At 68.4% G+C, this 16,621-nt stretch carries 16 protein-coding genes; 7 read left to right on the top strand and 9 right to left on the bottom strand.

The annotated features are described in order from the left end of the window. Window positions 1–63 precede the first annotated feature (63 nt). Complete coding sequence (locus ACGFNJ_RS24055; RefSeq protein ID WP_393452125.1) at window positions 64–1,290, bottom strand: GNAT family N-acetyltransferase; 1,227 nt, start codon at window positions 1,288–1,290, stop codon at window positions 64–66. 117 nt (window positions 1,291–1,407) lie between these two features. Between ACGFNJ_RS24055 and ACGFNJ_RS24050 the strand changes: the two genes are divergently transcribed. Both ACGFNJ_RS24050 and ACGFNJ_RS24045 read left to right on the top strand, forming a co-directional pair. Continuing rightward, window positions 1,408–2,208, top strand: coding sequence for a TrmH family RNA methyltransferase (locus ACGFNJ_RS24050; protein WP_393452122.1), 801 nt, complete (start codon window positions 1,408–1,410; stop codon window positions 2,206–2,208). Continuing rightward, on the top strand, window positions 2,205–2,486 hold the full coding sequence (locus tag ACGFNJ_RS24045) for a DUF2537 domain-containing protein (protein ID WP_393452119.1): 282 nt from the start codon (window positions 2,205–2,207) through the stop codon (window positions 2,484–2,486). The genes ACGFNJ_RS24050 and ACGFNJ_RS24045 overlap by 4 nt, the downstream gene beginning before the upstream one ends. Here the strand turns inward: ACGFNJ_RS24045 and ACGFNJ_RS24040 are convergent, their stop codons facing one another. From ACGFNJ_RS24040 to serC, 3 genes are all read right to left on the bottom strand, one after another. Further along, entirely contained in the window at window positions 2,487–3,233 is a 747-nt protein-coding gene (locus tag ACGFNJ_RS24040) for a DUF6928 family protein (protein WP_393452116.1), read from the bottom strand. It lies immediately after the preceding gene. Window positions 3,234–3,552: 319 nt separating this feature from the next. After that, window positions 3,553–4,608, bottom strand: a complete 1,056-nt coding sequence (gene sepH / locus ACGFNJ_RS24035) for a septation protein SepH (RefSeq protein WP_393452113.1) — start codon at window positions 4,606–4,608, stop codon at window positions 3,553–3,555. A gap of 336 nt (window positions 4,609–4,944) precedes the next feature. Next, window positions 4,945–6,069, bottom strand: a complete 1,125-nt coding sequence (gene serC, locus ACGFNJ_RS24030; RefSeq protein WP_393452110.1) for a phosphoserine transaminase — start codon at window positions 6,067–6,069, stop codon at window positions 4,945–4,947. A 175-nt stretch (window positions 6,070–6,244) separates the two neighbouring features. Here serC and ACGFNJ_RS24025 point away from each other — a divergent pair, with 175 nt between their 5' ends. After that, a complete protein-coding gene (locus tag ACGFNJ_RS24025) occupies window positions 6,245–6,913 on the top strand; it encodes a hypothetical protein (RefSeq protein ID WP_393452107.1) in 669 nt (222 codons plus the stop codon). 47 nt (window positions 6,914–6,960) lie between these two features. Here ACGFNJ_RS24025 and ACGFNJ_RS24020 read toward each other — a convergent pair whose 3' ends face one another. Next, on the bottom strand, window positions 6,961–7,848 hold the full coding sequence (locus tag ACGFNJ_RS24020; RefSeq protein ID WP_393452105.1) for a polysaccharide deacetylase family protein: 888 nt from the start codon (window positions 7,846–7,848) through the stop codon (window positions 6,961–6,963). Window positions 7,849–7,946: 98 nt separating this feature from the next. Further along, window positions 7,947–9,095 (bottom strand): citrate synthase 2, encoded by a 1,149-nt coding sequence (locus ACGFNJ_RS24015; RefSeq protein ID WP_393452102.1) that lies wholly within the window; start codon window positions 9,093–9,095, stop codon window positions 7,947–7,949. A 152-nt stretch (window positions 9,096–9,247) separates the two neighbouring features. On the opposite strand from ACGFNJ_RS24015, the gene pdxH reads away from it, so the two are divergent. The 4 genes from pdxH to ACGFNJ_RS23995 all read left to right on the top strand — a co-directional run bounded on the left by pdxH (window position 9,248) and on the right by ACGFNJ_RS23995 (window position 13,237). After that, window positions 9,248–9,976, top strand: coding sequence for a pyridoxamine 5'-phosphate oxidase (pdxH, locus tag ACGFNJ_RS24010; protein WP_069162187.1), 729 nt, complete (start codon window positions 9,248–9,250; stop codon window positions 9,974–9,976). Between the two features lie 70 nt (window positions 9,977–10,046). After that, window positions 10,047–11,327: an MFS transporter gene (locus tag ACGFNJ_RS24005; protein ID WP_393452098.1), complete on the top strand. Its 1,281-nt coding sequence runs from the start codon at window positions 10,047–10,049 to the stop codon at window positions 11,325–11,327. Window positions 11,328–11,520: 193 nt separating this feature from the next. Continuing rightward, window positions 11,521–12,834 carry a citrate synthase gene (locus ACGFNJ_RS24000; RefSeq protein ID WP_393452095.1) on the top strand — a complete coding sequence of 438 codons (1,314 nt, stop codon included), beginning with the start codon at window positions 11,521–11,523 and terminating at the stop codon, window positions 12,832–12,834. A 43-nt stretch (window positions 12,835–12,877) separates the two neighbouring features. Then, window positions 12,878–13,237, top strand: coding sequence for an FKBP-type peptidyl-prolyl cis-trans isomerase (locus ACGFNJ_RS23995; protein ID WP_069162189.1), 360 nt, complete (start codon window positions 12,878–12,880; stop codon window positions 13,235–13,237). Window positions 13,238–13,295: 58 nt separating this feature from the next. Here the strand turns inward: ACGFNJ_RS23995 and ACGFNJ_RS23990 are convergent, their stop codons facing one another. The 3 genes from ACGFNJ_RS23990 to ACGFNJ_RS23980 all read right to left on the bottom strand — a co-directional run bounded on the left by ACGFNJ_RS23990 (window position 13,296) and on the right by ACGFNJ_RS23980 (window position 16,614). Next, a complete protein-coding gene (locus tag ACGFNJ_RS23990) occupies window positions 13,296–14,462 on the bottom strand; it encodes a hypothetical protein (RefSeq protein ID WP_393452091.1) in 1,167 nt (388 codons plus the stop codon). 80 nt (window positions 14,463–14,542) lie between these two features. Next, complete coding sequence (locus tag ACGFNJ_RS23985; RefSeq protein WP_393452088.1) at window positions 14,543–15,919, bottom strand: sensor histidine kinase; 1,377 nt, start codon at window positions 15,917–15,919, stop codon at window positions 14,543–14,545. After that, entirely contained in the window at window positions 15,916–16,614 is a 699-nt protein-coding gene (locus tag ACGFNJ_RS23980; protein WP_393452085.1) for a response regulator transcription factor, read from the bottom strand. Before ACGFNJ_RS23980 ends, ACGFNJ_RS23985 begins: the two co-directional genes overlap by 4 nt. Between the last annotated feature and the right edge of the window lie 7 nt (window positions 16,615–16,621).

The following is a 16,621-nucleotide window of genomic DNA, read 5'->3' as shown; positions in this document are numbered from 1 at the left end:
CTCAGGGTAATCCCGGAGAGTGGCGCCGACCGTGCTCGGGCAAGGCGCCACCCGCAGGCTCGATCAGAAGAACCAGCCGAGCACCGCGTCGCGGTCGGTGCCGAAGGCCTCGGTCATGGGATGCAGGTGGGTTGGGTCTTTGACCTGCAGGCGGTTGGCGGCGGCGAAGGCACGGGCGGGGTAGGCGCCGAGGTAGAGACTGCCGAGGACATCGATGCCGAGTTCGACATCGGGAGTGCGGGTGGTCGGTGCGCACTCGGCGACGCCGTCGCGGACGATGAGCGCGAAGGTGCCGCCCGCGTCGCGGAACGGATCGGTCACTGCGAGCACCAGATCCAGGTCGCACTGGTACGCGCGGGCGCTCAGCGCGGCGGGAACGTCCATGACCCGCAACCAGAGTCCGTCGAAGCGTCCTTCGGTGCGCACCAGGCGGGGATCGGTGAGCAGATAGGGCAGCGGGTCGTTGTCGCTGAGCGTCGCGTTCACCTGCTTGACCAGATCCAGGCCGAGCAGCGAACGCCACAGTGCCGCATGGGCTTCGGACGTCACCGCCCGCAGCTCCACCACATCGACCTGCAACCCCTGCTCCCTGCGGTGATACCGGTACAGCGCATAGCCGTCGGGGTGCAGGAACGCGTAAAGCTCTGTGCCACCGCCACGCATCGCCGGCGTATCGGCGAACAGCGGGCCCCACGAGGCATCCGGGCGTACCTGCACGCCGGGCGTGCCTCGGCGCCAGCGGTCGTAGATCGTCTTGACCTGTTCGATGACCGCGCCGGGCTCGACCAGCTCGACCCCGCCCGGATTCGGTGTGGTCGGCAGGAATTCGGCAAAGCGCCGATCGATCGTGACCGAGTTCTCGCGCACCGTCGGGCCGTAGCCGAATCGCCCGTAGATGCTGCCCTGGCTGGCCGTGAAGATGGTCAGCGGGAAGGCGTCGGCCTCGGTGCGCCGATGCTGCTCGGTGTACATCGCCCGCAGGATCCCGCGGCGTCGATGCGTCGGCGCGACGGCGACCGCCGCGATTCCGCAGGCATCGACCGTTCGTTCGCCGGGCACGGTCAGCGTCATCGTGCGCGATTTCACGTGTCCGACGATCCGCCCTCGGTCGACGGCGACGATCGCGTCCTGCCGCGCGTACAGCGGGTCCTGCTGCGGAAACAGCTGCAGGCTCTGCCTGCGGGTCTCCTCGTCGGACCGGGCACCGAACGCGGTCGCCGTGAGGGTCTGGATCGCGCTCGCGTCGTCGTCGGTGGCAGAGCGGAGGGTGATGCCGTTCGTCAGCGTCATGATTCGACCTTGCCACGCCAACTCACCACGCCGCATTCGAATATCGGCGGGCCGGCCGCCGCATGCTGACCAGCACCGGTGGTGGTCTCGCCTGGCCGCCCCGGCAGGATGTAGCCCGTGGCCGAAGTGATCGATATCGACGATCCCGCTGACCCGCGGGTCGATGACTTTCGCGACCTGAACTCCGCCGACCGCCGCCCGGACTTGCCGGGACGGAAGGGGCTGGTGATCGCCGAGGGCGTGGTGGTCGTGCAGCGGATGCTGGATTCGCGGTTCGCGCCGACGGCATTGCTCGGGGTGGAGAAGCGTCGCGTGGAGCTGGCCGACGACCTGGCCACTGTCGAGGTGCCGTACTACCGGGCGTCCGCCGAGGTGATGGCGGAGGTGGTCGGGTTCCATCTCAACCGCGGCGTGCTCGCGGTCGCGCCGCGGCCCGCGCTGCTCACCATGGACGAGGTGGTCGACACGGCGCGGACGGTGGCCGTGCTGGAGGGCGTGAACGACCACGAGAATCTCGGCTCGATGTTTCGCAACGCGGCCGGGCTCGGCGCGTCGGCGATCCTGTTCGGCGATCGCTGCGCCGACCCGCTCTACCGGCGCGCGGTCCGAGTCTCGATGGGCCACGTGCTCCGTGTCCCGTTCGCTTCGGTACCTGATTGGCCGCACGGCCTGGATATACTGCGCCGCAAGCAGTTCCAGATCATCGCGCTCACGCCGAACCCGGCGGCGGCGCAGCTGGCCACAGCAATGACAGGGGAGCGCGTGGCATTGTTGCTCGGCGCCGAGGGACCCGGTCTGACCGAGGATGCGATGCGCGCCACCGACGTGCGTGCGCGCATCCCGATGTCGCCGGGCACCGACTCGCTCAACGTGGCGACCGCGGCCGCGATGGCGTTCTACGAGCGGGTGCGGTTGTGAACTATCCGCCCGCGCAGGGGCCGGCACCGTGGGGCTCGGGGCTCACCGTCTCGATCGCGGTGGCCGTGCTGACCGCGGTCGCCGTGTACGCGTTCGGGCGGGCGCTGGCCGAGGTGCACCCGCTGCTCGCGGTCGGCGTGAATCTGGTGGCGGCCGGCGGCGCCGCGCCGACCGCGTGGCGATTGCGGTGGGCGCCGGTGACCAGGTGGGTGGTCGGCGGCGGCGCCGCGGGCGTGCTCGTCGGCTGGGTCGTGTTGCTGCTGAGCGGGTTGGGCTGATCAGGAGACCCGGTCGTGGCCGCGCAGCCAGCCGAACAGGCCGCGTTTGGGGCGCACGGTGTCCGGATCGTCCGCCACCGGCGGGATGAGGGTGGCCGGGTCTGGCGCATGACCTTTCGGATACAGCGTGAACCCGCACACCGCGATATCGCCGGGAACGAGCGCACCGGCCGCGGCCTGCGCGCGGTAGTGGAAGCCGAGCCACTCATTGTTGGCGGCGTCGGCGAAGTCGGGCGGGTCGAACGGCAGCGTCTGCGGGTCGGGCAGCTCGCCGGCCTGCCAGCGCACCGGATGCTCACCGGCCCAGTACGGACGCTCCCACACCAGCGGCAGGCCCTCGTCCTCGAGAATGTTCACCCGGCTCGAACTGAACGCCCTGCGGAATTCGCCGCGCTCCCAATGGGCGAACGCGCCCCAGCCGTGTGCGGTGTCGAACGAGACCAGATAGGTGTGCTCCGAAGCGAGCGGGCGCACCAGCATTTCCGGGATCTCGGTCGGATGGACGCGCGAGGCCTGCGCCGAACACACCACCGTCACGCCGGGATAGCAACCGATGTACACCTCGTCGGTGTCCGGGCCCGCGCAGCCTGCGAGGGTGCCGACCATGATCGGCAGCACGTCGCGGTCGCCGTGCAGCTGTTTCGCAAGGGCCAGTGCGGCATCGGGATCCGGGTCATGATTGGCCCGCAGTACCGTCAGCGGGTCGGGTGCGTCGACATACCAGAGAGACGAAGCCTTCGATAGCATTTCCGGCACCTCCCGATGGTTGCACGAATCAGCTCCGCGAACTTCGAGCAACGCACGGTGGTTTCGAACAATTCACCGTCTTCGTGAACCGCCCGACGCCGTCGCGCGCAGTCGACAACACACCGAAAAATCTACTCGCCCTGCACTGCCGTCGGCGTCCCTTCGACTCCAGAACACGCCAACGGGTACCAGAATAGCGCCGGAATGCCCTGCATCTGGTCGCTCGCTGTCCCGCAGGCGAACTCGCGCGCGGCGCGCGGCCTCCCTGCGTTCGCTCAGCCCCTGCGGAGCGTTGAAATCGGCTGTGCGCCAAACACGCTCAGTGGCCGGAGCTGCGCACTCCGAGCAGCACGTCCTCCCAGGACGGCATGGGCGCCTTGCCGCGCTTGGTGCGGGTCGACTTCGCCGGTGCCTTGGCGGGGGCGGGCTTCTTGGTGGTTTCCTCGGCGGCAGGCGCCTTCGGCGTGGCGGGGGCCGCGGGAGCGGTCTCCGTGGGGGTGCTCGCGGCGGGCGCAGGTGCGGCGGGCGCGGGTGCCGGGTTCGCTGCGGTGGGCGTCGCAGTGGACGTGGCGGCCGGCGTCGCGGTCGTGCCTGCGGTGATCGCGGGCGTGCTTGCGCCGCCTGCGGCGACGGCACGCTGCTCGTAGTACTCGTCCAGCGTGGGCTGGCCTTGCTGCCGTGCGGTGGTGCGGGCAGGCGGCGCTGCGGGCGCGGGCTGCGGCTCGACCACGGGCTCCGGCTCGGGCGCCGGTGCCTCGGCGGGCAGGATGGTTGCCAGGCCGCGTAGCGCACGCCCGAAGTCGGGGTCGATCAGGTCGGATGCGGGGTCGTCGAGCGGGGAGACCGAGCCGCCGTGCGCGTCCGGCTGGTAGCGCCAGTGCGCGGCGATCTCGGATCGCCCGTTCTGCCACTGCAATTGGGCGACCCAGAAGCCCTTCTCGTCCTTCCAGGCGTCCCATTCGGCGCCCTCGATGTTGTGGCCACGCTCGGTGAAGGCTGCGGTGACGACATCGATGAGGATCTCGACGGCAGGGCCGTCGGGGCGGACGGGGTGGGCCTTCTGTGCGAGCTCGGCGGCACGGGCCCGTTCCAGCAATACCGGGTAGGCGAACCGCTCGACGCGGCTGGCAGGCATGCCGGACTCTTCGGTGACCTGTTCGACGGACGCACCTGCACGGACACGAGCCTGGATATCGCGAGGACGCATAGTTGCTTCCATTTCGATCTCTATCTGGCCGAATCGGGCAAGGTCTCCGCGTGCTGCGGCTCGTAGCTTGTCGTCGGCGGGAAGCCGGTATTTTGCTCCGGACTCGGTGTCGATACACACGATGTGCGTGGAGTCGGGCGTCACCCCGATCACTCGAAGTTCACGCACCGTTACCTCCTTACCGCGTCGACTCGCGACACCGCCCACTTTCCGAAACAGTAGTGCACTTCTGGGATCCGTGGGGCAAGACACGCACGGCGGAAATCTCTGTGGAGACCTCCACACCCCGCTAATCTGCTGTGTTGGTTTTTGAGCGCCGGTGGCGCCGAGTGTTCGCCGCCCCCTCGGCTTTACCCTCCGAGCAGCCGAGATTCGCGCCTGCGGCGCATCCGCTTCGGCCGCCCGCCGGGGGTGACGGGCCGTGCACGGCACTGGCAAGATTCGCGCTCCGGTGTGTCGAGCTCGTCAGAAATCTTGCGTGTCGTGCACGGCGTGTCGCTGACCTCAGCCCAGGTTCTGCACGACCCAATCGATGCTACGAGTGAGCTGGGTGACGTCTTCCGGGTCGATCGCGGGGAACATGCCAACGCGCAACTGGTTGCGGCCGAGCTTGCGGTAGGGCTCAGTGTCCACGATTCCGTTGGCGCGCAGCACCTTGGCGACCGCGGCCGCGTCGACCGAATCGGCGAAGTCGATGGTGCCGACCACCTGCGAGCGGTGTGCGGGATCGGTGACGTACGGGGTGGCGTATTCGCTCGACTCGGCCCAGTTGTACAGGCGCGACGAGGAATCCAGCGTCCGCTTGACCGCCCAGTCCAGGCCGCCGTTGCCGTTGAGCCATTCGATCTGGTTGGCGAACAACAGGAGTGTGGCCAGCGCCGGGGTGTTGTAGGTCTGATCCTTGGTGCTGTTGTCGATCGCGATCGGCAGCGAGAGGAACTCCGGGGTCCACCGACCCGACGCCTTGATCTCCTCGACCCTGGCCAGCGCGGCCGGGCTCATCAGCGCGACCCACAGACCACCGTCGGCGGCGAAGCACTTCTGCGGTGCGAAGTAGTACACGTCGGAATCGGCGATGTTCACCGGGAGGCCGCCCGCGCCCGAGGTGGCGTCGATGGCGATCAATGCGTGCTCCGAGCCCGCGGGACGCTGCACCGGAATGGCGACACCGGTGGAGGTTTCGTTGTGCGCCCAGCCGATCAGGTCGGCCGCCGGATCCGACACCGGCTCCGGCGCGCTGCCCGGTTCGGCCGAGACGACGATCGGGTCGCCGATGAACGGGTTGCCCTTGGCCACGGTGGCGAACTTCGAGCTGAACTCGCCGTTGGTCAGGTGCAGCGAACGCTCGCGGATGAGGCCGAACGCGGCGGCATCCCAGAAGGCCGTTGTGCCACCGTTGCCGAGCACCACCTCGTAGCCGTCGGGCAGCGCGAACAGCTCGCGTAGGCCCGAACGCACCCGCGCGACCACGTCTTTCACCGGCTTCTGCCGATGACTGGTCCCGAACACCGAGGCGCCGACGTCCACCAGGGATTGCAACTGCTCCGGTCGCACCTTGGAGGGGCCACAGCCGAAACGTCCGTCGGCGGGCTTGAGGTCGGCGGGAATCGTCGGGAACGCAGTGGTCATGCCGAACAGGGTAGAGCGTGGTAGGGCCGCTCGGTACGTTCGGGTCGGCCTCCGCGCAGCCAGCTATCACCCGCCGTCCGTGCCATCGGCGCAGGACACGCGCAAGAACGCGGCGGATCACGGTGGTACCGCTGTGTCTCGGCGCACATGCCAGCTAACCTTTGCGCCCATGAGCATGGCGTCAGCAAACTTGTGGCGGTTGCGTGGCCGTCGCCCTGGCACCTTCGGACTTCGCGTCGGCACGATCTCGGATGCGGCCAGGCGCGAGTTGCTGATGCGCGGGACCTTCGGTTCGGCAACGATCCTCGGGGTGCGGCCGAGCTCGAGGGGCATGGTCGATGACGACGGCAACGGCCGCGCCGAGTACGGGCCGGTGTTCTGGGTCCGGGTGCAGGTCGACGGGATGACGCCGTACGAGACCAGGGTGCGCCAGCGGGTGTCCGAGGCGACGCTGGAATGGATGCAGCCCGGCGATGTCGTCAGCTGCCGGATCGATCCGGGCGACCGGGATCGGTTGGTGCTCTACGTGCCCGACTTCGCGGAGACCGGCCGGGCCAGCATCTCGAAGATCCTCGCCGACGGCCGCCGCGCCGATGCCACGGTGCTCGCCGCCACTCCGGTCGCGGCGGACTACACCGGCCGCGACGATCCGGTGCTTCGGCTCGACCTCGAGTTGCGCGCATGGGACGAACCGACGCCGTGGCTGGTTCGGCTGGTCCAGCCGGTGCCGTTGGCCGCGATCAGCCTGGTCGATCTCGGCCAGCACCTCGAGGTCGCCTTCTTCGCCGTCGATCACGGCGAATCCGTCGCGGTCGACTGGGCCGCCTCGCTCGGCGAGGACTGAGCGGCCGGGTGCGCGAACGAGTCAGGGGCGCACCGAGTATCGGCGGATCAGAGATGCACGAAGGTGAAACCCATCGCGCGGATGGTTGGCAGTACCGCGATCATCCCCGCGCCGGTGCCGGATTGTGGGCGGTGCAGGTGTGCCAGCGAAATCGCGCCCGGCGCAGCGGCATTCATCGCGGCCTGGACCTTGGCCGGGTTGGCGGTCGCGCCGTAGTCGGCGTTGATGCTGAATCCCACTGGGGTTTCTCCCAATTCGTGCACGATCGAGACCGCGACGTCGTCGTAGTGCGCGGTGCCCGCCCGGAAGAACCGCGGCGGCCTGCCGACCAACTCGGTTAGTCGTTCGTGATTGCCCCACACCTCGTCGGCCGCCTCCTGTGCCGAGCCGGTGCCCGCGATCCCGTAGGCGGCCTGGCCGCGCACCGACATCGGCTTGTGCGAGGTGCCGTGATTGGCCAGCTCGAACAGCGGATTCGCGGCGAGCTGGGCGGCGCGGCCATGGTTCGCGTCGATCCACCGCTTGTTCAGGAAAAGCGTGGCCGGAATCCGCTGGGCGATCAGGAAACTCAGCAACGATTCGTCGATGTCGGTGCCGCCGGGACCGCCGCAGGCATCGAAGGTCAGCGCCATCTGCTTGCCGGTGGCCTCGAAGGTGCTGGTGATGCCTTGCATCGCAACGCCCCACTGCTGGGGCTGTCGACCGGCGTGCTTGGCGGCCACCGCCGACGGGGAGCCGACCTGCGGTGGCGGTGCGGCTTTGGAGACCGCGAGGGCCTCCCAATTCCCCAGCGCCGAGGCCGGGTCGATCGTCGAACTCGGTTGCGCGGGCACGGTATCGGACTGCGCGGCGCCGCACGCGGTGGCGGCGAACCCGGCGGCAAGCGTGGCGCCGAGGCCGAACACTCGCCGCCGCGACATTCCTCGTTCCAACATCCGTGCGCCCACCCTTTCAAGGTCACCCGGATGTTACGCGAGCCGAACGCCCCACTGCTTCAGGGCATTCGGCTCGCGGGTGGATCGTTATCAGGTTCTTATACGTGCCGCACGGAAGTCCAGCCGCCGACCTCTTCCGGCCTGCGCGGGCCGGGGCCGGTGTAGATGGCGGCGGGACGGACCAGCTTGCCGAGCTGCTTCTGCTCCAGGATGTGCGCACACCAGCCTGCGGTGCGGCCACAGGTGAACATGGCGGGCATCATGTGCGCGGGCACCTCGGCGAAGTCGAGGATCACCGCGGCCCAGAACTCCACGTTGGTCTCGATGGCCCGGTCGGGGCGGCGCTCACGCAGCTCGGCGAGCGCGGCCTGCTCCAGCGCCGCGGCCACCTCGTAGCGCGGCGCGTTCAGGCGCTTGGCGGTGGCGCGCAGCACGCGGGCCCGCGGGTCCTCGGCCCGGTACACCCGGTGCCCGAAGCCCATCAGCTTTTCCTTGCGGTCCAGGATGCCCTTGACCAGAGCCCTTGCGTCACCAGTCTTTTCGACGCCCTCGATCATCGGAAGCACGCGAGCGGGCGCACCGCCGTGCAGCGGGCCCGACATCGCGCCGATCGCGCCGGACAGCGCGGCGGCCACGTCGGCGCCGGTGGAGGCGATCACCCTGGCGGTGAAGGTGGAGGCGTTCATGCCGTGCTCGGCGGCGGAGACCCAGTAGGCGTCGATCGCCTCGGTGTGCCTCGGGTCCGGGTCGCCCTTCCATCGGGTCATGAATCGTTCGGTGACCGTGGTGCACTCGTCGATCTTCTTCTGCGGGACGGCGGGCTGGTAGATGCCGCGCGCGGACTGCGCGACGTAGGACAGCGCCATCACCGAGGCGCGAGCCAGGTTGTCCCGCGCGGTCTCGTTGTCGATGTCGAGCAGCGGCTGGTAGCCCCAGATCGGCGCGAGCATGGCCAGGCCGGCCTGCACGTCGACCCGCACATCACCGGTGTGCACCGGGAGCGGGAACGGCTCGGCGGGCGGCAGTCCGCGGCCGAATTCGCCATCGACCAGCAGCGCCCAGACGTCACCGAAGGTCACCTTGCCCTCGACCAGGTCTTCGATATCGACCCCTCGGTAGCGCAGTGCGCCACCGTCCTTGTCGGGTTCGGCGATATCGGTGGTGAAAGCCACCACGCCCTCCAGGCCGCTGACGAAATCGCTGGGTACGGCGGTCTGCCCGGTAGGCACCGCGGGGCTGGTAGTCATGTTGCGACTCTCCTTGCACTTCGGTTCGCATGGTTTTCGCGGCGACGGCTTGCAGGTCGCTCGAAAAGGTCGGCGGGAGGTGTACGGCTCGCCGAGCACATGCCGATCATCAAAACCTTAGCTCCTTGCTACCGCGGAGTAACGTCTGGCCCATGCGTGACCTGGACAATTCATCCGCCGGCCAGGAAACGGCCGAATACCACCCGAACACCGATCTCGCGGGCATGCGCGCCGAGTACGGCGGTGCCCCCTTCGGCAGCGGCGAGGACGTCGATCTGGACGAAACCTGGCTGGCTGGCGGCTGGGAACCGTTGCTGCGGCACTGGATCGAGCAGGCGACCGCGGTCGGTGTCGCGGAGCCGAACGCCATGGTGCTCGCCACCGTGAACATGGCGGACGGCATCCCGAGACCGGTCGCGCGGACCGTGCTCTGTAAAGGCCTTTCGCCCGAGGGTGTGACTTTTTACACCAACTACGACTCGGCCAAGGGCACCCAGCTGTCCGCGGTGCCGTTCGCCGCGGTCACCTTCGTCTGGCCTGCGCTCGGCAGGCAGGTCCATGTGCGCGGCGCGATCGAGAAGGTCGCCCCGGAGACGACCGCGGTCTATTGGCGCTCACGCCCGCGTGATTCCCAGCTCGGCGCCTGGGCCTCGCACCAGTCGACGCCGATCGGCTCGCGTGCCGAGCTCGACCGGATCATGGCCGAGACGGTCGAGCGCTTCGACGCCGTCGACGAGATCCCGGTGCCGCCGCACTGGGGCGGTTTCCTGCTGCGACCCGACGAGGTGGAGTTCTGGCAGGGCAGGCGCGGCAGGCTGCACAACCGGATTCGGGTGCTGATCGAAGGACCCGCGATGAAGGTCGAACGACTACAGCCGTGAATTATTCCCGGTCGGCCGGTGATGAATATCGCGTCGAGACAAGCGGGTTGGACTCGATAGTCTGCGCCCGGTGAAACTGCTGGCCGACACGGCGCCCCTGCGGCATGACGATTTCCGGCGGCTGTGGGCGTCCGGCGTCGTCACCATGATCGGCGCGCAGCTGTCCATTGTCGCGGTGCCGCAGCAGATCTTCCAGATCACCGGCAGCTCCGGCTATGTCGGCCTGGCCGGCCTGTTCGGCCTGGTGCCGCTGGTGGTGTTCGGGCTGTGGGGCGGCGCGCTCGCGGACGTGATGGACCGGCGCAAGCTGCTGCTCATCACCAACACGGGCACCGGGCTCACCGCACTGGCGTTCTGGATCCAGGCCGCCGCAGGCCTCGACAACGTGTGGGTCGTGCTCGGCCTTTTCGCGGTGCAGCAGGCGTTCTTCGCGGTCAATCAGCCGACCCGCAGCGCGACCATTCCGCGCCTGCTGCCGGAGGAGCACCTGGCCGCGGCCAATTCGCTGAGCATGACGGTGATGCAGTTCGGCGCCATCGCGGGGCCGGTGCTCGCCGGTGCGCTGATCCCGGTGATCGGGCTCGCCACGCTCTATCTGATCGACTCCGTCGCCCTGCTTGCCACGCTGTGGGCGGTGTGGCGGTTGCCGGCGCTGCCGCCGACCGGTTCGGTGCGCAAGGCCGGATTCCGCACGGTGCTGGACGGTTTCGGCTATCTAGCGACGCAGCGGGTGTTGCTCGCGTCCTTCGCGGTGGATGTGATCGCGATGGTGTTCGGCATGCCGAGGGCGCTGTTCCCGCAGATCGCGCACGAGACCTTCGGCGACCCGACCACCGGCGGTGTCGCGCTCGGCCTGCTGTTCGCGTCCATGTCGGTGGGCGCGGTGCTCGGCGGCGTGTTCTCCGGGTGGATCCCGCGGATCCGGCGCCAGGGCCTGGCGGTGATCGTCTGCATCGTGCTGTGGGGTCTGGCCATGGTCGGTTTCGGGCTCGCGGTCGGTTTCACCGGACACGGCTTGGGCCTCGGATTAGGGCTGTGGATCGCGCTGTTCTGCTCCGCCTTCGGCGGCGCCGTGGATATGATTTCGGCCGCGCTCCGGGTGACGATGCTGCAGCAGGTCGCCACCGACGAGATGCGTGGGCGGTTACAGGGTGTATTCATCGTGGTCGTCGCAGGTGGGCCCCGTATCGGTGATGTTGCCCACGGTTTCGCGGCGGCCAGTCTGGGTACCGCTGTTGCCGCGGCGGGTGGTGGTGGTCTTGTCGTGATCGGTGTGGTGATCGCGGCCATCGCGTTCCCGGCATTCGTGCGCTACCGAGTGGGCCGTGCACATGCGGAAATGGTGATGTGAGGTGTCCTGCGAATTGTTGGCAACTGTGGTCGGATGAGCGATGCTGACCTCACTTGGCCACGCGCAGTTTGTGAGCCGTGGCAGGACTACCCTCCGTGGTTGTCCGTGCCGGTGAACGGCTAGCGTTGAGGCAAGCGCATCGTGCGCCGACCGCGCCCGGTGCCTACGGTTCTAGCCTGAGAGGGATCCTTCCGTGCCCGCTGAGAACATCATCAACGTCGACGAAGACGCCAAGCCGGTCCTTTCGTATCCCGGCGGGGAATTCCCGATGACGGTTGCCAAGGCCGCCGAAGGTAACGACGGTATCGAGCTGGGAAAGCTGCTCGCCAACACCGGGTACGTCACCTACGACCCGGGCTTCATGAACACGGCCCCCACCAAGTCGGCCATCACCTACATCGACGGTGACGCGGGCATCCTGCGCTACCGCGGATACCCGATCGATCAGCTCGCGGCCTCCTCGACCTTCATCGAGGTCAGCTACCTGCTGATCTACGGCGAGCTGCCCTCGAAGACCCAGCTGGAGGACTTCACCGACCGGATCCGGCGGCACACGCTGCTGCACGAGGATCTGAAGCGGTTCTTCGACGGCTTCCCGCGCAACGCGCACCCGATGCCGGTGCTGTCGTCCGCGGTCAACGCGCTCTCGGCGTACTACCAGGACTCGCTGGACCCGCGCGACCCCGAGCAGGTCGAGCTGTCCACCATCCGACTATTGGCCAAGTTGCCGACGATCGCGGCGTACTCGTACAAGAAGTCGGTCGGCCAGCCGTTCCTCTACCCGGACAACTCGCTGAGCCTGGTGGAGAACTTCCTGCGGATGACCTTCGGCTTCCCGGCCGAGCCCTACGAGGTGGACCCCGAGGTCGCCGCGGCGCTGGACATGCTGCTGATCCTGCACGCCGACCACGAGCAGAACTGCTCGACCTCGACGGTCCGGCTCGTCGGCTCCTCCGACGCCAACCTGTTCACCTCGGTATCCGGCGGCATCAACGCGCTGTGGGGTCCGCTGCACGGCGGCGCGAACCAGGCCGTGCTCGAGATGCTGGACGGCATCAAGGCTCAGGGCGGCGACGTCAAGGAGTTCATCCGCAAGGTCAAGAACAAGGAAGACGGCGTGAAGCTCATGGGCTTCGGGCACCGCGTCTACCGCAACTACGACCCGCGCGCCTCGATCGCCAAGAAGCACGCCGACTCGATTCTCGGCAAGCTCGGCGGCGACGACGAACTCTTCGACATCGCCAAGACGCTCGAAGAGGCCGCGCTCACCGACGAGTACTTCATCTCGCGCCAGCTGTACCCGAACGTCGACTTCTACACCGGCGTCATCTACAAGGCCATGGGCTTCCCGACCCGCATGTTCACCGTGCTGTTCGCGATGGGCAGGCTGCCGGGCTGGATCGCGCACTGGCGTGAAATGCACAGTGAGCCACTGAAGATCGGCCGGCCGCGGCAGATCTACACCGGCTACGGCGCCCGCGACTACCGCGAGCTCAACAATCGTTGATTTCCCTGTCACCCACCATCATCTATCGAAGGGGATAACCCGAATGACCAAGCCGGAGATCGAGTTTCAGGGCGGCCCCGCGCCTTCCGAGCTGGTGATCAAGGACATCGTCGAGGGCGAAGGCAAGGAAGCCGTGCCCGGCGGCAACGTCGAGGTCCACTACGTGGGCGTCGAGTTCGACACCGGTGAAGAGTTCGACTCCTCCTGGAACCGCGGCGAATCGATCCAGTTCCCGCTGCGCGGCCTGATCCAGGGCTGGCAGGACGGCATCCCCGGCATGAAGGTCGGCGGCCGTCGCCAGCTCACCATCCCGCCTGCCCTCGCCTACGGCCCGGCCGGCGCAGGCCACCCCCTCGCCGGCAAGACCCTGGTCTTCGTGATCGACCTGGTCGACGCGAACTAGACGGCGAAAATGCTTACTGCGGCCCATGTTCCAGCTGGAACATGGGCCGCAGTCGTTGCTACTCGTGCACCACCTCGACGGGGTCGGTGAGAGCGACGGCGAGGGCCGATTGCTGAGTACTACTGCGTTGGGGGAGTGCGGCGACGGCCTTGTCGGTTTGCGTGCTCAGGTTGCCGACGATGGTCTGCAGCTGGGTGACGCCGCCGGTGAGCTGGTTCATGGCGCCGATCAGTTGGGCGCCGCCCTGGTCGGCCAGCTGCGGGAGGCCCTCGGCCAGCTTGGCGCCCTGGTTGAGTTGCGCACTGGCGCTTTGTAATCGGTCGACGACGGTGCGGAGCAGCGTGCCGAGATCGGTGTTCGGGTCGACCGCGCCGCCGACCAGCGCGCCGATACCGGTGAGCTGTGACCCGGCCTGGCCCGAAATATTTTGCAGGGCTTCGAGTTTCTTGATGATGTCGACCACGGCCGGGTCGTTGGCGAAGGGCAAGGCGCGCAGCGGCGGCAGGATCTGATCGAGGCCGGAGCTCACCGTGTTCGCCGTCTGTTCCACCTGCGCGATCGTGATCCCGGTCGAATCCAGTGCGGAGGCAAGCTCGTTCGCCTGTTTGGCCGCGCCGTCGACGGTCGAGTTCAGCAGCGCGATGGCCGAGGTCAACTGTGCGGAGCCTTCTTTGGCGAAGTTGAGGAACCCGAGCATTTGGTCGGCGCCTGAACTGAACTGATCGGCGCCCGACGCGGCCGCGTTCACCCCCGCCTTCAACAGCTGGGCGGTGAACTGCACCTGCGACATCTGCGTGCGTGCCTGTCCGACCGCGGCGAGCGCGGCATCGACGCCGACCGCGCCGATCCGCCGCGACACCGCGTCGGCGGCGCCGTTGACCAGCGCGGTGTCGGCGTTCTTTGCCGAGCTCACGGTGAGCTTGGCCCGGTGCGGCTGCGTGCCTGCCAGGCTGCCGAGGGATTCGGTCAGGTCCTCGGGCAGCGTGATCACCGCGGCGTAGTCGGCGGTGCTGGCCTCGCCAGGCTTGGCCGCGGTCCACTCGTATCCGCCCGCCTGCGTCAGCGCCTGCACCACCCGCTCGCCCGTTGGCCCCTTATCGGCGTTGACCAGCGCAATTCCCGTCGGACTCGCCGAGCGACTACACGCGGTCACCCCGGCACCGACGGCGCCAGCGGCAACCAGAGCAACGGCGAGAAGTGCCAGGCGGGCGCGTTTTTCGATCATGGCCCCGACGGTAGTTGCCGTGCATAACCGCTGCGCTGGCGTTTCTCTGAGAGTTCAGTAAGGCCGTAGATCTGTTCAGGTCACTGAGGTCCGGGCGCGGTGCGATCGGGCAGGTCGAGGACCAGCCGGATGCCGCCGAGTGTGCCGTCGTCGAAGTAGGCTCGGCCGCCGTGCAATTGGGCCTGCTGCGCGACGAGCGCGAGGCCGAGCCCGGATCCGCCTTTGCTGGCCTGGCTGCCGCGAAAGAATCGGTCGAATACGATCTGGCGCTCGTCCATCGGGATGCCGCGGCCGTTGTCGTCGATGGCGATCACGATGTGGCCGTTTGGGGCCCGGTGCGCGGACACCAGTGCCTCGGTGGCGCGGCCGTGTTTGACGGAGTTGGCCAGCGCGTTGTCGACCGCGAGGCGTAGCCCGGCGGGCAGGCCGCGGGTCACCAGCTCGGTGCCGGCGTCGATGCGCACCGTGAGTCCGGGGAAGCTGCGCATGGCGTCGTGCGCCGCCTGGTCGCAGAGCTCGCCGACATCGGTGGTGACGTGATCACGCTCGTTGAGCAGATCGCCGGTGGCCAGCCGCTCCAACGCCGCGAGCGTGGTCTCCACCCGGCCTTGGCTCCGTTGCAGATCGCTGAGGATCTCCGCGCGCTGCGCCTCGTCCAGGTCCAGGGTGCGCAGCACCTCGAGGTCCGTGCGCATGGCGGTGAGCGGTGTGCGCAGTTCGTGCGCGGAGACGGCCGCGAAGTCGCGCGCGGTCTCGAGCGCGGCCGCGGTTTCGGCCTGCGCCCGATCGACCCGCTGCAACATCGTATTCACCGCCTCGGCCAGCTTCTCCGCCTCCCGCACGCCCGAACCATCCACCGGCGCTTGCGGATTGGCCGGATCCGGCAGCGCGCTGCGCGCACTGACCTGCTTGGTGAGCCGCACGATCGGCCGGACCGCGCGCCCGGCGAGCAGCCAGCCGAGCGCGGCCGCCGCGGTGATGGCGAGCAGGCCACCCGCGAGCACCCATTGCTGCTGCTCGGTGGTGATCCTGGTCGATTCTGCCGCGGGCAGCCCGATCGACACCACCCGGCCCGCGGGCTGGTTCTCCGTGGTGGTGAGCACCCGGTAGGACGCGTCATCGATGGTCACGGTGCGCGAACCCGGTGGCAGGGCAGGCAATTCGGTGGGACTGCTCGCGGTGACGGTGCCGTTGTCGCGCACGGTCATCGAGATGTCCTTGCCGAGCCCGGTCAGGCTGAGCAGCCGCACCGCGATGACCGGTTCGATCAGCGCGATGCGCGAGGCGGTGGTCAGCTGCTGATCGGATTGGCGCACGTTGTTGCGTTCGATCAGCTGCACGCTGATCGCACTGATCGCGGTGACGATCACGATCGCCCCGGCCGCCGCCGCGCCCGCGACCCGGGTGCGCAGCGAAAACGTCCGTCGCCGACGGGGTTTCGCGGGACGCTCGGTCACTTGGGCGCCCGCAGCACGAACCCGACCCCGCGGATCGTGTGCAGCAGCCGGGGTGCGCCGTCCACTTCCAGCTTGCGCCGCAGGTAGCCGACGAAGACGTCCACCACATTGGTGTCGGCCGCGAAGTCGTAGCCCCACACCAGTTCCAGCAGCCGCTCCCGGCTCAGGACAACGCCGACATTGCGCGCCAGCGTGGACAGCAGCTCGAATTCTCTTTTGGTGAGCTCGATTTCGACGCCGCTGAGCAGCGCGCGATAGCCAGCGACATCCACCTCGAGCGGGCCGACGGTGATCGCGCCAGGCGTCGCGGGCACCTGGGTGTCGGTGCGCCTGCGCAGCAGCGCTTTGATCCTGGCGACGAGCTCGGCGAGGACGAACGGTTTGACCAGATAGTCGTCGGCGCCCGACTCCAGCCCGGAGATGCGATCGTCCACGGAGGCCCGCGCGCTGAGCACACAGATCGGCACCTCGTTGCCCATCGCGCGCAGCGCGGTCACCACCCCGGCGCCGTCGAGCACCGGCATGTTCATATCGAGCACGATCGCGTCCGGCGCGAACTCGCTCACGCTGCGCAGCGCCTGCGCGCCGTCCCTGGCGACGAGCACCCGGAACCCGGACAGCCGCAACCCACGCTCGACCGACGCGAGCACATCCTCGTCGTCGTCGACAACAAGAACCGTGGGATTGACAGTCACGTCGCTT

The sequence above is a fragment of the Nocardia sp. NPDC049149 genome, from assembly GCF_043197455.1.
Taxonomy (GTDB): Bacteria; Actinomycetota; Actinomycetes; order Mycobacteriales; family Mycobacteriaceae; genus Nocardia.
The sequence above is the reverse complement of the archived record's forward strand: the minus strand, read 5'-3'. Positions and strand labels throughout refer to the sequence as shown.